Raw genomic sequence first — 13,334 nt, forward strand, 5'->3', positions numbered from 1 at the left:
CGCTCGAACTGACAGTATTGAAAACACACACATGAAATTTGTCATTCCGAGGAACGAGGAATCTTCGTTGCTGCATCGACAAAGATGGGACATACTTTGTAGAGTTACTTGCGAAGATTCCTCGTTCCTCGGAATGACAAGATTGAGAAAAAACCTTTGACTCTTTGAACCTTTGCTACTTCGAACCTTTATTAAAATACAATTTTAATAAACTCTGTGCAGCTGTAAAAGGTGAAATTTCATTATTTTGAACTGCTTTTTTATTTTGTTCTAAAAGGGAGATAATTTCAGGACTGTTATAGAAATTTTGTTTTAATTGTTCGTCTATTGTCTCCATCATCCAAAAATGATTTTGTTCCTTTCTTTTTTCTTGGAAAAAGCCTGTTTCTTTTGTTAATTCAAAATACTCAGAAATTGTATTCCAGATTTCTGAAATTCCATCTTTAGTAATAGCACTGCAAGTAGTTACTTTAGGCTGCCAGTTTGATTTTTTTGGAGGAAACAAATGTAAAGCCCTGTTGAATTCAAGTTTTGCCTGATTTGCTTTCTTAATATTATCGCCGTCTGCTTTGTTAATTACAATAGCATCTGCCATTTCCATAATGCCGCGTTTAATACCTTGAAGTTCATCACCGGCGCCAGAAATTTTTAATAAAAGAAAAAAATCTACCATGCTGTGAACAGCTGTTTCGCTTTGACCAACGCCAACTGTTTCAATAATTATAGTGTCAAAACCAGCTGCTTCGCACAAAATGATTGATTCACGGGTTTTGCGAGCCACACCACCTAAAGTTTCTCCTGAGGCGCTTGGGCGTATAAAAGCATTTTCATCTTTAACCAATTCCTCCATACGGGTTTTATCACCCAGAATACTTCCGTGTGAAATAGAACTGCTTGGATCAACAGCTAGAACTGCGACTTTTTTCCCTGCCTGCGTGAGAAAAGTTCCAAATGCTTCAATAAAAGTACTTTTTCCAACTCCGGGGACACCCGTAATTCCTATTCGAACAGATTTATTTGCGTGAGACAGGCAGCCGTTTATAATTTCGTTTGCCTTCTCAGAATGTTCAGGATTTGTACTTTCTACAAGAGTAATGGCACGGCTGAGAGCCGTTCTATTTCCAGAAAGAATTCCAGAGATTAATTCATCGGCAGAAGGTTGTTGTCTGCGTTTGTTTTTAATTTGATTAATAGCCGAAACATTGGTGATTTCGGGTGGTGAAATTCCAGCTTTTTCAGATAAATTGCTCGACTGTTTCTTTAAACTTGACAAAGTACTTTTTTAATAATGTAAAAGTACTGAAAACAAATACAGTTTCAAAAAGTTAGTTTGCGACGAATTACACGAATTTCCACTAATTTGTTAAGCGAAAGTTTAAAAAGTAATTTGCGAAAATTCGTGTAGTTTGCAGCGAAAAAAAAATTAGTATCCAGCCGTAAATCTTACTTGATGATGTTTTGGGTTTTCAACTTCATCAGCGATAACAACTGCCAGATCCTCTACAGATAAGATGCTTCTTTGTTCGTCATTAAAAACTGGGTTTTCTAAACCTAAACGATATTTACCAGTTCTTCCTGTTTTAGTTCCCGCATGCATTTCAAACGCCGGACTAAAAAATGCCCAGTCTAAATCTTTTTCTTCTTTAATTATATTCAAGTAGTTTCTGGCTGCATTTGCACCATTAAAGATTTCTTTTGGAAAATCTGGAGTATCTACTGCTTGTAAATCTGGTGCAACAAATAAACTTCCCGCGCCTCCAATCGTAATAAAACGTTTTACACCTGATTTTTTTACAGCTTCTTGTATTGCCTTTGATCCGTTAAGGAAATCATCATAAATATTAGGATTCGTCCATCCTGGATTAAAAGCATTTACTACAACATCGTGTCCTTTTAAAGTTTCTGCCAAAGCATCAACATTAAAAACATCCGCCGCGATCCAAGTTGCATTTGTAGTGTCTTTTGGATTTCGGGCAATTGCCGAAATTTCATGTTTTCTGTCTGCTAATTCATTTAAGATGGCTGAGCCAACAAATCCTGTAGCTCCAATAATTGCGATTTTCATAATATGTAAATTTATTTAGTAATAAAAAATGTTACAGTTTAGGTTAAAAAAATAGTTTTAAAATTGGTTCGAAAAATCTTCAAGCGAAATATTCTCTAATTGTGCACTCACTTTCTGATTCATTTCTCTATATAAATCAGCTAGATTTTGATTGATTTTTTTTCCAACAGGACAATCTGGGTTAGGTTCATTTTTTGCATACCCCAAATTAATCGTTTCAAAAGTCATCTCAAATATCTCTTTTAAAGTCAATTTCGCAGCATCTACGGCCAATTTTGTTCCGCCATTTTTCCCTTCTTTACTTTCTACAATATGATGTGCTTTTAGGTTTGCAATTTCTTTTCGAACCAAAACAGGATTTAAATTGATACTGCCGGCAATAAACTCTGATGATAAATAATCATTAGGAAATTTAGTCAGCAAAGTAAGAATGTGAATCGTTATGGCAAATTTACCTGAAAGCATACTGTAATAAAATATGTTACAAATGTAGAAAGCTTTTACGAAATAAAAAAGATTTTAACTAAAAATTAATTTTTGAATGAAATGGGGCTGATGCATTAAAATAAAATGATTTGAGAACTCGTGTGTTTTTTATTAGTATTAGATTTGTAATTAATTTGTAACACTCTCAATTTATTACAATGAAATTTAAATTAAGATTCCTTTTCTTTTATTGTTTTTCAACTTTGATGTATGGGCAAAATCATGCGCAATATGCAGATTCTATTCGTGTTGCATACGCAATTCCAGAATTGAGTTATGCCGTTGTTAATGGCAGTAAAACGTTAGAAATTAATACATCTGGGTTGCATTCAGTAGATTTAACAGATGTGGCTGCATTAAATGACCGATTTCATATTGGTTCGAATACGAAAGCGATGACCGCTTTTATTATTGCAAAATATGTTGAAAAAGGGAAACTAAAATGGACGTCTAAATTTTTTGATTTATTTCCAGATTTAAAGAAAACTTCAAAACCAGAATATTACGCTATAACTCTCGAAAAATTATTGTCGCACCAAGCCAGAATTCAGCCTTTTCAAGGAGAAAATGACCCAGCAGTTCCTAATTTTACAGGTACTCATCAGGAGAAAAGAAATCAGTTTGGGAAATTTGTACTTACCTTAAATCCTGCAGAAATAGAGGCTGGCCACAAGTATGTTTATTCTAATGCAGGTTACACACTCGCCACAATGATGGTCGAAAAAGTAAGCGGAAAAAGCTGGGAAAAACTGGTTGATGAGGTTTTTAATAAAGATTTGAAACTTGATGTTAAATTGTCATGGCCAGAAAATTTAAAAGCAAAAGATACATGGGGACATTCTTTTGAAAACAATAAACTAAGTCCCGTTCCTTCAAATACAGATTATCATTTAGATTATACAGAACCTGCGGGTGATATTAATATTAAACTTACTGATTATATTAAGTTTATTCAGCTCAATATTCAGGGACTTCAAGGTCAGGATAATTATTTAAAAGCAAGTACTTATCATTTTATTCATAAAGGAATTGAAAGTTATTCTTTGGGTTGGTTTAATAGTTACGAGAACAATCAAGACTTTTCTACGCATTCAGGAACTGCAGGAACGTATTATACTATTGCTTCGATCGATCGAAAAAAGTTTATTGCGTACATCATTTTTACGAATTCTTTTAATGAAGCAACTGTAAACGGAGTGAGATTGTTAATGAGAAAATTAAAAAAGGATTACGGAAGCTAAAATGTTTAGCTTCTATAAAAACTTACATGCAATAAAAATGTATTTTTGAGGCTTTTAGCGCCATGAATAATTTTATACTTATATTTTTCTTTCTTGCTTTGGGTTTGATTTTACAACATGTAAAACAATTTCCAACTTCTATTTATAAGGTTTTAAATAAAATTGTCATTTATTTATGTTTGCCTGCAATTACCTTATACCATATTCCGAAAATAAAATGGAGCAACGAATTGCTGTTTCCGATAGGAGCTGGGTGGATTGCTTTTTTATTGGCAGTTGTATTTTTTCATTTCTTAGGAAAAAAGTTAGGCTGGTCAAATAAATTAATTGGCTGCTTAATTTTAACTGCTGGTTTAAGTAACTCCTCTTTTCTAGGCTATCCAATTATAGAAGCTTTGTATGGCAAAAAAGGATTAGAAACCGCGATATTGGTAGATCAGCCTGGAACTTTTGTGGTAGTTTCTACTTTGGGTGTTTTTGTCGCTGCATTTTATTCTAAAGGAAGTCCAGACGCATGGAGTATTTGCAAGAAAATAATCTTTTTCCCGCCTTTTATTACTTTTGTTGCAGCCTGTTTATTAAATGTTTTTGAATATGATTTAGAACTAAACGTACAATCTTTTTTATTAAAAATTGGCAGTTTGGTAACACCGCTTGCTTTGCTTTCGGTAGGATTGCAGCTTACTTTTGATAGAAGAAGTCAACATTGGCGATTTCTTCGTCTCGGTCTTTTTTTTAGATTGATTCTCACACCGTTTATTATTATGGTTTTGTATGTATTTGTTTTGAACCAGCATTCAGAGCCTATAAAAATAACGATTATGGAAACGGCAATGGCACCCATGATTACGGGTGCTATTCTAGCTTCGACTTATGGTTTAAAACCAAAATTGAGCAGTATGATGATTGGTTTCGGAATTCCAATTTCGTTTGTAACCCTTGCTTTCTGGTATTTTGTGATGAGCTTTATTTAGTTTAAAATAGTAATTAGATAGAGAAGATAGAATTTTAACTTTTTTTTAATTCCTGCGTGTTTTCTAAATGTATTTTTTAGTTAATTTTAGAGGAACTAAAAAATATAAATTATGTCAACATTAAGATTAGGCGATATAGCTCCAGATTTTCATGCAGAAACCACGCAGGGACCAATTAATTTTCATGAATGGTTAGGCGATTCTTGGGGAGTTTTATTTTCGCATCCAGCAGATTTTACTCCAGTTTGCACGACTGAATTAGGAACTGTAGCGAATTATGTTCCTGAGTTTACAAAAAGAAATACAAAGGTTATTGCTTTGAGTGTAGATGGTTTGCAATCGCATTTAGATTGGATTAAAGACATCAACGAAACTCAGAATACTGAAGTTAATTTTCCAATTATTGCTGATGAGGATAAAAAAGTTGCTACTTTGTATGATATGCTTCATCCAAATGCAAGTGATAAATTTACCGTGCGATCTGTTTTTGTAATTGGTGCTGATAAAAAAATCAAACTCACTTTGACTTATCCAGCATCAACAGGAAGAAATTTTGACGAATTGCTTCGTGTTATTGATAGTTTGCAGTTAACAGCAAATTACAGTGTTGCTACACCAGCAAACTGGAAAGATGGAGAAGATGTAGTAATTGCTCCAGCAATTCCAGACAGTGATATTCCTGCAAAGTTTCCTAAAGGATATACACCCATAAAACCTTATCTGCGTATGACACCGCAGCCAAATAAATAAAAAAGAAAGCCACAGATTAAAATAATTTCTGTGGCTTTTTTTATAATCTAGAATTAGATTTTAAAATGAAACGTGTGTGCTTTTTTGCATTAATTCGTTCATTCGTTTTTTATCACCTACAACCCAGATAATATCGTTTTTTTCTAAAATGATATTAGACTCAGGATTTAAGATTCGATTACCGTTACGTTCAATTCCTACAACAAGTCCGCCGGTTCTGCCTCTAAATTGACCAATACTTTTTTGAATAAAATCTTCGTTAGAAATCTCTAATTGGCGAAGTACAATATCAGATTCTTCGCTGTTGTTAGGAGCCTCAATTTCATTTTTTAGATAAGTAGTAAACTGTGCAATTTGTTCGTCAGTCCCAATTACGCATATTTCATCACCAGGAAACAATCGTTCATTTTTGGTTGGAATTGGAATTGTAATTTCTCCACGACGAATAAAAGCGATGTTTATCCCCATATTTTCTCGAATTCGCAATTCTTCAAGTGTTTTACCCGCAAGGTTTGATTCTTTTCCTATATCAAAAATAGACATGTGACCGTCCCAAGGCATTAGATTAGCATATCTTCTGTCTATTTTTTTGTTTTCGCGATCGTTTAAGTTCTTTAAAAAGTGATTTTCAATTTTATGATATTGTTCGTTTAGCTTTTTTGGAAAAATTTGATAGGCTCCAATCGCAATAATAAGTGCAACAAATGCTACTAACGGAGAGAAGAAAATATTCAACAAGAAACCTACAAAGAATAATCCAAGACTCATTCTAATTAATATAAGCATTAAAAGTGCACCTCGATATTTACGTTCTTCCCATAAAGTTTCAACTTCGTCAACTTTTACACGACGCAGCGAAAGCGCCCATAAAAAAGGAGCAATAATTACAAGCGTAATAAGCGCAGCTAAGGTGTTGCCAAAACGAGTGTCGGCAACCAGAGGGGCAACAAATTTTGATGATAATAAAATTATAGCAACAATAATTATAGTATGCAGTATGATTTGAGTTATAGATGCTCTTAATACTATTTGCCACGTGCTGACTGATTTTATTGCTTGTGCATTGACACTGTAACGATTTATGTTTTTAACCCATTTTTTTGGCAGCTTTCGCTCAAGAAATTCAGAGAAAGGATCTGAATATTTAATTAAAAATGGAGTTGTAAAGGTTGTAACTGCTGATACAGCAACAATAATTGGATACAAGAAATCGCTGGTAACTTTTAATGTCATACCTAGAGTGGCAATAATAAACGAAAACTCTCCAATTTGTGCTAAACTCATACCAGTTTGAACAGATTGCTTAAGTGGTTGTCCAGAAAGCAGTGCACCGAATGAGGAACTAAATGCTTTCCCGAAAATGGTAATAAGTGTAATCAAAGCAACAGGGAGTGCATAAGTAATTAAGGTGTCTGGATTGATTAACATTCCGACTGATACAAAGAAAACGGCTCCAAATAAATCTTTTACGGGCTGAATTAAATGTTCGATTTTTTCTGCCATCGTAGTTTCGGCAATGATAGAACCCATTATAAAAGCTCCTAATGCAGGTGAGAAGCCAACTTTTGCAGCAAATACTACCATCATTAAACATAATGCCAGCGAAATAATAAGCAGCATCTCATCTGTTAAAAGATGTTTGGCTTTTTTTAGAATCGTTGGTATGATAAAGATTCCTCCTAAAAACCAAATGATTAAAAAGAAAACTAGTTTTAGAACTGATTGTAATAATTCGGCACCTGATACTTGATCACTGACTGCAATAGTCGATAATAAAACAAGCATTAAAATGGCCACAATATCTTCGACTATTAAGGCTCCAAATACTATTCCGGCGAATTTTTTACCTTTTACTCCCAGTTCATCAAAGGCTCTAATAATGATGGTCGTTGATGAAATTGAAAGTGTTGCTCCAAGAAAAACGCTGTCCATTTTTCCCCAGCCCATCCATTGACCTACACAATAACCTATAATGGTCATGAATAAAATCTGGGTTATTGCGGTGATGGAGGAGGTGCCTCCAACTTTCATCAGCTTTTTAAAACTAAATTCGAGTCCTAAACTAAACAGCAAAAAGATAACCCCAATTTCGGCCCATACTTCAACACTTTTCATGTCGGTTATTGAAGGGAAAAAATCAAAGTGGTTTCCAGCCAAGAATCCTGCGATCAGATATCCTAAAACTAGAGGTTGTTTCATTTTTTTAAATAATAAAACAGCGATTCCAGCAGTCATCAGGATTAATCCCAGATCACTGATTAAGGGTTGTAAATGGTGTGTACTTTCGGCAGCGGCGTTTAAGGCAATCATAAAGGGTATTTTGTTTTTAAGGAGCTTAGTCCGATTTTTTATTTAAGCTGTTTACTTAAATAGCCCTTTTTAGATTGGTTCCTGGCACTTTTGTCAGCCATTCAGCAGTGGTGAAAAAAACAATATTTTTTCGATAAAAGGATTTTTGTTTGAATCTGGATTAACTTCCTGCGTTAAAAAAAAAGCTATCTCGATAAAGATAGCTTTTTTTTAGAAAATATTTTAGGTTTTATTTAAATTCCTACATAGTTACTAGGAGTTATCTGCATTAATTCAGCTCGAACAGCATCAGAAACTTCTAAAGTTGCAATGAAATTGTGAATTGCATTTTTATCAATGGCTTCATTTGTTCTTGTCAATCCTTTTAGCGCTTCATATGGATTTGGATATGCTTCGCGGCGTAAAATAGTTTGAATAGCTTCTGCAACAACAGCCCAGTTTTTCTCTAAATCTTCGGCAAATTTACTTTCGTTTAATAATAATTTGTTTAAACCTTTTAGAGTTGCTTCAAAAGCAATAATAGTGTGTCCCATTGGAACTCCAACATTACGTAAAACAGTACTGTCTGTTAAATCACGTTGTAATCTTGAAATAGGTAATTTAGCCGCTAAATGCTCAAAAATGGCGTTTGCAATTCCTAAATTTCCTTCTGAGTTTTCAAAATCAATAGGATTTACTTTATGCGGCATTGCTGATGAACCAATTTCGCCTGCTTTTATTTTTTGTTTGAAATATTCCATTGAAACATAAGTCCAAATGTCACGGTCTAAATCAATAATGATATTGTTGATTCTTTTTAAACCATCAAAGAATGCTGCAAAATGATCGTAGTGTTCAATTTGCGTTGTTGGAAAAGAATGGTGTAAACCTAAATCTGTTTCAACGAATTTATTTCCAAATTGTTTCCAGTCGATTTGCGGATATGCTACATGATGTGCATTGAAGTTTCCTGTTGCTCCGCCAAATTTAGCTGCAAATGGAACATTAAATAACAAACGCATTTGCTCTTCAAGACGTTCTACAAAAACCAAAATTTCTTTGCCTAAACGAGTTGGAGAAGCGGGCTGTCCGTGTGTACGTGCTAACATTGGAATGGCTGCCCATTCTACACTTAATTCTTTTAATTTAGAAATTAAAGCGATTAACGAAGGCATATAAACCTGTTCGAATGCTTCTTTTGTAGAAAGCGGAATTGCAGTGTTATTAATATCTTGAGATGTTAATCCGAAGTGAATGAACTCTTTGTATTGAGATAAACCTAATTTTTCAAAGGCATCTTTAATAAAGTATTCAACCGCTTTTACATCGTGATTGGTTACTTTTTCAGTTTCTTTAATCCAAAGCGCATCTTCTGTAGAGAAATTTTTGTAGATATCTCTTAAGCTGTCAAACAAACTAGAGTTTATGTCTGAAAGCTGAGGTAAAGGCACTTCGCATAAAGCAATGAAATATTCAATTTCAACCAATACGCGATATTTGATTAAAGCTTCTTCTGAGAAAAAAGGTGCTAAATTTTGAGTTTTATTTCTATATCTTCCATCAATTGGCGATATAGCATTCAGTTCGTTTAGAGTAGTCATTGTTATGTTGTTTTTCGAAAGGTGCAAATATAAGCTATTGTTAAAACTTCTGAAAATTACCGAAGCGTTATTATATAGGAACTTTTAAATTAAATACTAGTTTTGAAAATTTTATCCCAAATGGTAAAGTAAAAGCCAAAATTATGAGCTTCGTTTTTATGATGATCTCCATGAAATTTTGTTGTAGAAATCCATTTCGTCATAAAGTTTTTGTGCCAAAATGCAGGAAATAGATTTTTCTGTAAATGACCAAATATTCCGTACATCAAATTTAAAAACAGATAAATGATTAAACTGATGTAATTAAATTGAAAAACAGAAATGAGAATAAGCCATATAAAACCAAATCCGAGAGTTTCTATTGGATGAAGCACAAATAAACTATAAACATTGGTGTTGATGTGAGTGTGATGCAGTTTGTGAATGGGATAAAACCATTTTAAAGTATGCGCCAGATAATGAAAACAAAACATAAAAAAGTCCATCAAAATAATCAGCAAAAGGGTATCTGTTACAGATGAAACGAAGGAGGTAGAAAAATCAATTCGAATGAGTTGCAATTGATACAATTTAAACCCTAAAGAGGTAACTAATATATTGCAAATCAAAGTCGAAATAACCCATTTACGATCCTTTATATTTAAAACAGTGTTTTTGGGTTCAATTATTTTTCCAATTAAAACCGCCATTAGCAACAGAATTCCATTTTCTATTGTAAAAACAAGTAATTGAGCCAAGAAACCTATTTGCGATAATTGCTGTAAAAGATTTTCTACAATCATGATATTTTTTCCAGTTCAAACAATTTCTTTCTCATTTCTGCAACTCCTTCAGTCGCAGTTTTAGCAATAACTTCGACTTTGTTCTGAATATTAGGAATCGAAATTGGTTTAGGATCTATGTAAAAAACCGGAGTAATGCTGTAGGTATAAGAAATTAATCCAGCTGCTGGGTATACTTGAAGCGAAGTTCCAATTACGGCCAAATAATCAGCTTCTTCTACAATCGAAATGGCTTCTTCGAGTGCAGGAACTTCTTCGCCAAACCAAACAATATGAGGTCTCAATTGATGACCATTTTTATCAAGATCACCAGTAAGTAAATCATTGGTCCAGTCTAGAATTAATTCGCGATTTTTTGTGCTTCTTACTTTTAATAATTCTCCATGCAAATGCAAAACTTTTGAGCTTCCTGCACGTTCATGTAAATCATCAACATTTTGAGTAACAATATAAACATCAAAATGGTTTTCTAATTCAGCTAAAATCTGATGTCCTAAATTTGGATTCACTTCTTTAAGCTGCTGGCGTCTTTTGTTGTAAAAATCTAGAACTAAATCTTGGTTTTTATGCCAGCCTTCGGGAGTTGCAACTTCCATTACGTCATGGCCTTCCCATAAGCCGTCGCTGTCTCGAAAAGTTTTAATACCGCTTTCGGCACTAATTCCTGCGCCAGTCAGAACAACTAATTTCTTTTTCATTTTGTTATTTTAGCGTTAGCTTCATTAATAAATCGGTTTGTTCTTCATCTCCAAGTACGAAAATGTGTTTATCAAATTCTACGAAACCATTTTTTTTATAAAAGCTTAACGCTCTTATATTTTCTTCCCAAACACCTAACCAAATATATTTTAAATCTAAATGTTTTGCAGTTTGTAAAGCTTGATTGTATAAAAGCTGTCCTATTTTAAGTCCATGAAATTCTTTTGAAACATATATTCGTTCTATTTCTAAACCGTCTTTGTCTTGAAGTTCTGTTTGTGCTTGACCAAAATTTAGTTTTAAATAGCCTAAAATTTGATCATCAATGTAAGCAAAATAAAAAGCTGAATCTGGATTTGTTACTTCAGCTGTAAGTTTGTCGACAGCGAATTTTTGATCTAAATAGGTGGTCATGTTTTCTTCAGAATTGTGATCTGCGAAAGTTTCACGAAATGTTTCTCTACCTATTTTTTGTAATAGTTGTATTTCTGATAAGTCGATTTTTCTAATTTCTGGTATTCCCATTTATTTTTTTTACGAATTTAACTAAAGTTTTCCTGATGTTAAAGAGATGAGGTTCTTTAATCAAACTTAAAAAGAAAGATAAAAAATGTATTTTTGCAGCAAATAAAATTATAATGGTTGATTTAGATTACCTTGCTTTTCTTGAAAATATATTAACGGATAATCGTAAAGAAAGATTTCTAAACGTACTCGGAAATCGTACTAAACATTTTACTATTGCGGTTGAAGATGTTTTTCAAATGCATAATACAAGTGCCGTGATGCGCAGTTGTGAAGTTTTTGGAATTCAGGAACTAAATGTTATTGAACAGCGCTACGGAAAAAAAATCGATAAGGAAATTGCAATGGGGGCTCAGAAGTGGGTAGATATTAATCAGTTTGATTCTGTCAGCAATTGTATTTCGACTTTAAAAGATCAAGGTTATCAAATTATTGCAACTACTCCGCATGAGAATGATTGTTTGCTGGAAGATTTTGATATTACAAAACCAAGTGCCTTATTTTTTGGAACGGAAAGAGATGGATTATCTGAAGAAATATTAGAAAAAGCCGATGGTTTCCTTAAAATCCCGATGGTTGGTTTTACAGAGAGTTTGAATATTTCTGTTTCGGCTGCGATTATTATTCAAAACTTGACCAATAGATTACGAAATTCTGATATCAAATGGCAATTGTCTGATGACGAAATTCTAGAAAAACGTCTAGCTTGGGCTAGAAATTCAATTAAAGATATTAAGAGAATTGAGGCGCGCTATTATGAAGAAAATCCAAGATAAATTTTAAAGATACTAAGGTGCTAAGGTTCTGAGATGCTAAGATAAAAAACTTAGAACGTCAGAACCTTAGTCCCTCAGTACCTTTTTTTACAAAGTATAATTCAAATTAATGCTCCATCTGTAATTAGCTTCCATGTTGCCATTTGACAAATGCTGCGTTATTGGAAGCATTGCATTTACACCAATCGAAAATTTATCTTTTCCTGCTTCAATGCCAAATTTTCCAAATAAAATATCTCCCGCAGTATTTGGTAAATCAAGTCCGTGTTGCTTATTAGTTTGGTAAACTTCGCCTGCAAGTCCTGCCTGTGGAACAATTTGGAATTTATTTGCATCAAACAAATAGAAAAAAGTACCTGCATAATTAAATTGGTCGCCGTATTGGTAATTTTTACTGTTTTCAGTTTTAAAAATATAGTTTAAAGTAGTATTTAGACCTAGATTTTTGTGTTTGATTACATATTCTGAAACCAAGGGAAAATCCCAGCTTCCTGTTCCTAATTGAAAACTCTGATTTATAGTTCCTAAATTATTGATCTCTTTAAATTTTCCCGTCGGAATCTTAACTCCACCTCCTAGATTTAGTTTATGAGTAAAAACCGTACTGTCTTTTTGAGTTTCATAAACAGTATAAAGTCCCATAACAGTCATGTCGCCTAAGCCTTCAATACTTTGAGTACCTGCTGTTAATTGTCTTTCGTGAAAATGATATGGAAGTAAAGCCGAAATCTGAATTTTCTCTGAAATCGGAATCCTTGCCCAGGCTTGAACAGTGTTGAAATTTTCGTCTATCCAAGGTGAATTGGCAAAAATACCATCACGGCTTGTATAGCTTTGTTTAAAGTATCGAAGTCCAACAAAATTGTTATTCAACATCGAGCTAAAACCCATACTTCCGCCGCTTGCAGAACAACCGCAGGCATCACACTCAAAATCTTCCATTAGAGCCAGACGCTGAAAGGTGAATGTCGAAATACTGTCTTTTACAGTAGAACTAAAGGCTGAAAATCCAACCAGAAAAGTGCAAACTATTATTAATTTTTTCATTTTTATTGTTTTTAGGAGCTAATCCCGCTTTTCGTTGCAAGCTTTTTTCAAAATCCCATTTTTCTAAAAGGCTTTTCACTGCAATAGGGGCTAGGCACC

At 33.6% G+C, this 13,334-nt stretch carries 13 protein-coding genes; 4 read left to right on the forward strand and 9 right to left on the reverse strand.

Going from position 1 to position 13,334, the window contains the following annotated elements; genetic code table 11:
- Nucleotides 1-175: 175 nt before the first annotated feature.
- From meaB to ACHRVL_RS15855, 3 genes are all read right to left on the reverse strand, one after another.
- Complete coding sequence (gene meaB / locus ACHRVL_RS15845; RefSeq protein ID WP_395414291.1) at nt 176-1,273, reverse strand: methylmalonyl Co-A mutase-associated GTPase MeaB; 1,098 nt, start codon at nt 1,271-1,273, stop codon at nt 176-178.
- 150 nt (nt 1,274-1,423) lie between these two features.
- On the reverse strand, nt 1,424-2,065 hold the full coding sequence (locus ACHRVL_RS15850; RefSeq protein ID WP_395414293.1) for an NAD(P)-dependent oxidoreductase: 642 nt from the start codon (nt 2,063-2,065) through the stop codon (nt 1,424-1,426).
- A gap of 57 nt (nt 2,066-2,122) precedes the next feature.
- On the reverse strand, nt 2,123-2,530 hold the full coding sequence (locus ACHRVL_RS15855; RefSeq protein ID WP_395414295.1) for an RrF2 family transcriptional regulator: 408 nt from the start codon (nt 2,528-2,530) through the stop codon (nt 2,123-2,125).
- A 179-nt stretch (nt 2,531-2,709) separates the two neighbouring features.
- Between ACHRVL_RS15855 and ACHRVL_RS15860 the strand changes: the two genes are divergently transcribed.
- From ACHRVL_RS15860 to ACHRVL_RS15870, 3 genes are all read left to right on the forward strand, one after another.
- The gene (locus ACHRVL_RS15860; protein WP_395414297.1) at nt 2,710-3,792 is read left to right on the forward strand and encodes a serine hydrolase domain-containing protein; all 1,083 of its coding nucleotides are present in this window, start codon (nt 2,710-2,712) and stop codon (nt 3,790-3,792) included.
- Nucleotides 3,793-3,854: 62 nt separating this feature from the next.
- The gene (locus tag ACHRVL_RS15865) at nt 3,855-4,766 is read left to right on the forward strand and encodes an AEC family transporter (protein ID WP_395414299.1); all 912 of its coding nucleotides are present in this window, start codon (nt 3,855-3,857) and stop codon (nt 4,764-4,766) included.
- A 111-nt stretch (nt 4,767-4,877) separates the two neighbouring features.
- Complete coding sequence (locus ACHRVL_RS15870) at nt 4,878-5,516, forward strand: peroxiredoxin (RefSeq protein ID WP_395414300.1); 639 nt, start codon at nt 4,878-4,880, stop codon at nt 5,514-5,516.
- A gap of 60 nt (nt 5,517-5,576) precedes the next feature.
- Here ACHRVL_RS15870 and ACHRVL_RS15875 read toward each other — a convergent pair whose 3' ends face one another.
- The 5 genes from ACHRVL_RS15875 to ACHRVL_RS15895 all read right to left on the reverse strand — a co-directional run bounded on the left by ACHRVL_RS15875 (nt 5,577) and on the right by ACHRVL_RS15895 (nt 11,412).
- Complete coding sequence (locus ACHRVL_RS15875; RefSeq protein WP_395414302.1) at nt 5,577-7,826, reverse strand: cation:proton antiporter; 2,250 nt, start codon at nt 7,824-7,826, stop codon at nt 5,577-5,579.
- 233 nt (nt 7,827-8,059) lie between these two features.
- Entirely contained in the window at nt 8,060-9,406 is a 1,347-nt protein-coding gene (gene purB / locus ACHRVL_RS15880; protein ID WP_395414304.1) for an adenylosuccinate lyase, read from the reverse strand.
- 89 nt (nt 9,407-9,495) lie between these two features.
- On the reverse strand, nt 9,496-10,188 hold the full coding sequence (locus ACHRVL_RS15885; protein ID WP_395414306.1) for a sterol desaturase family protein: 693 nt from the start codon (nt 10,186-10,188) through the stop codon (nt 9,496-9,498).
- Nucleotides 10,185-10,886, reverse strand: a complete 702-nt coding sequence (locus tag ACHRVL_RS15890; protein ID WP_395414308.1) for an SIR2 family NAD-dependent protein deacylase — start codon at nt 10,884-10,886, stop codon at nt 10,185-10,187. The genes ACHRVL_RS15885 and ACHRVL_RS15890 overlap by 4 nt, the downstream gene beginning before the upstream one ends.
- Before the next feature lie 4 nt (nt 10,887-10,890).
- Nucleotides 10,891-11,412, reverse strand: a complete 522-nt coding sequence (locus ACHRVL_RS15895) for a GNAT family N-acetyltransferase (RefSeq protein ID WP_395414310.1) — start codon at nt 11,410-11,412, stop codon at nt 10,891-10,893.
- Between the two features lie 113 nt (nt 11,413-11,525).
- Here ACHRVL_RS15895 and ACHRVL_RS15900 point away from each other — a divergent pair, with 113 nt between their 5' ends.
- Complete coding sequence (locus tag ACHRVL_RS15900) at nt 11,526-12,188, forward strand: TrmH family RNA methyltransferase (protein WP_395414312.1); 663 nt, start codon at nt 11,526-11,528, stop codon at nt 12,186-12,188.
- Between the two features lie 87 nt (nt 12,189-12,275).
- Here ACHRVL_RS15900 and ACHRVL_RS15905 read toward each other — a convergent pair whose 3' ends face one another.
- On the reverse strand, nt 12,276-13,235 hold the full coding sequence (locus tag ACHRVL_RS15905; protein ID WP_395414315.1) for a transporter: 960 nt from the start codon (nt 13,233-13,235) through the stop codon (nt 12,276-12,278).
- Nucleotides 13,236-13,334 lie beyond the last annotated feature (99 nt).

It is taken from the genome of Flavobacterium sp. FlaQc-28 (assembly GCF_044007415.1).
Lineage (GTDB): Bacteria > Bacteroidota > Bacteroidia > Flavobacteriales > Flavobacteriaceae > Flavobacterium.

Bases quoted from the DNA above. Each gene is read 5' to 3' on its own strand.
- ACHRVL_RS15900 (WP_395414312.1), top strand. From the start codon at position 11,526: ATGGTTGATTTAGATTACCTTGCTTTTCTTGAAAATATATTAACGGAT.
- ACHRVL_RS15905 (WP_395414315.1), bottom strand. From the start codon at position 13,235: ATGAAAAAATTAATAATAGTTTGCACTTTTCTGGTTGGATTTTCAGCC.
- ACHRVL_RS15875 (WP_395414302.1), bottom strand. From the start codon at position 7,826: ATGATTGCCTTAAACGCCGCTGCCGAAAGTACACACCATTTACAACCC.
- ACHRVL_RS15890 (WP_395414308.1), bottom strand. From the start codon at position 10,886: ATGAAAAAGAAATTAGTTGTTCTGACTGGCGCAGGAATTAGTGCCGAA.
- ACHRVL_RS15870 (WP_395414300.1), top strand. From the start codon at position 4,878: ATGTCAACATTAAGATTAGGCGATATAGCTCCAGATTTTCATGCAGAA.
- ACHRVL_RS15850 (WP_395414293.1), bottom strand. From the start codon at position 2,065: ATGAAAATCGCAATTATTGGAGCTACAGGATTTGTTGGCTCAGCCATC.
- ACHRVL_RS15895 (WP_395414310.1), bottom strand. From the start codon at position 11,412: ATGGGAATACCAGAAATTAGAAAAATCGACTTATCAGAAATACAACTA.
- ACHRVL_RS15860 (WP_395414297.1), top strand. From the start codon at position 2,710: ATGAAATTTAAATTAAGATTCCTTTTCTTTTATTGTTTTTCAACTTTG.
- ACHRVL_RS15855 (WP_395414295.1), bottom strand. From the start codon at position 2,530: ATGCTTTCAGGTAAATTTGCCATAACGATTCACATTCTTACTTTGCTG.
- ACHRVL_RS15885 (WP_395414306.1), bottom strand. From the start codon at position 10,188: ATGATTGTAGAAAATCTTTTACAGCAATTATCGCAAATAGGTTTCTTG.
- ACHRVL_RS15865 (WP_395414299.1), top strand. From the start codon at position 3,855: ATGAATAATTTTATACTTATATTTTTCTTTCTTGCTTTGGGTTTGATT.
- purB (WP_395414304.1), bottom strand. From the start codon at position 9,406: ATGACTACTCTAAACGAACTGAATGCTATATCGCCAATTGATGGAAGA.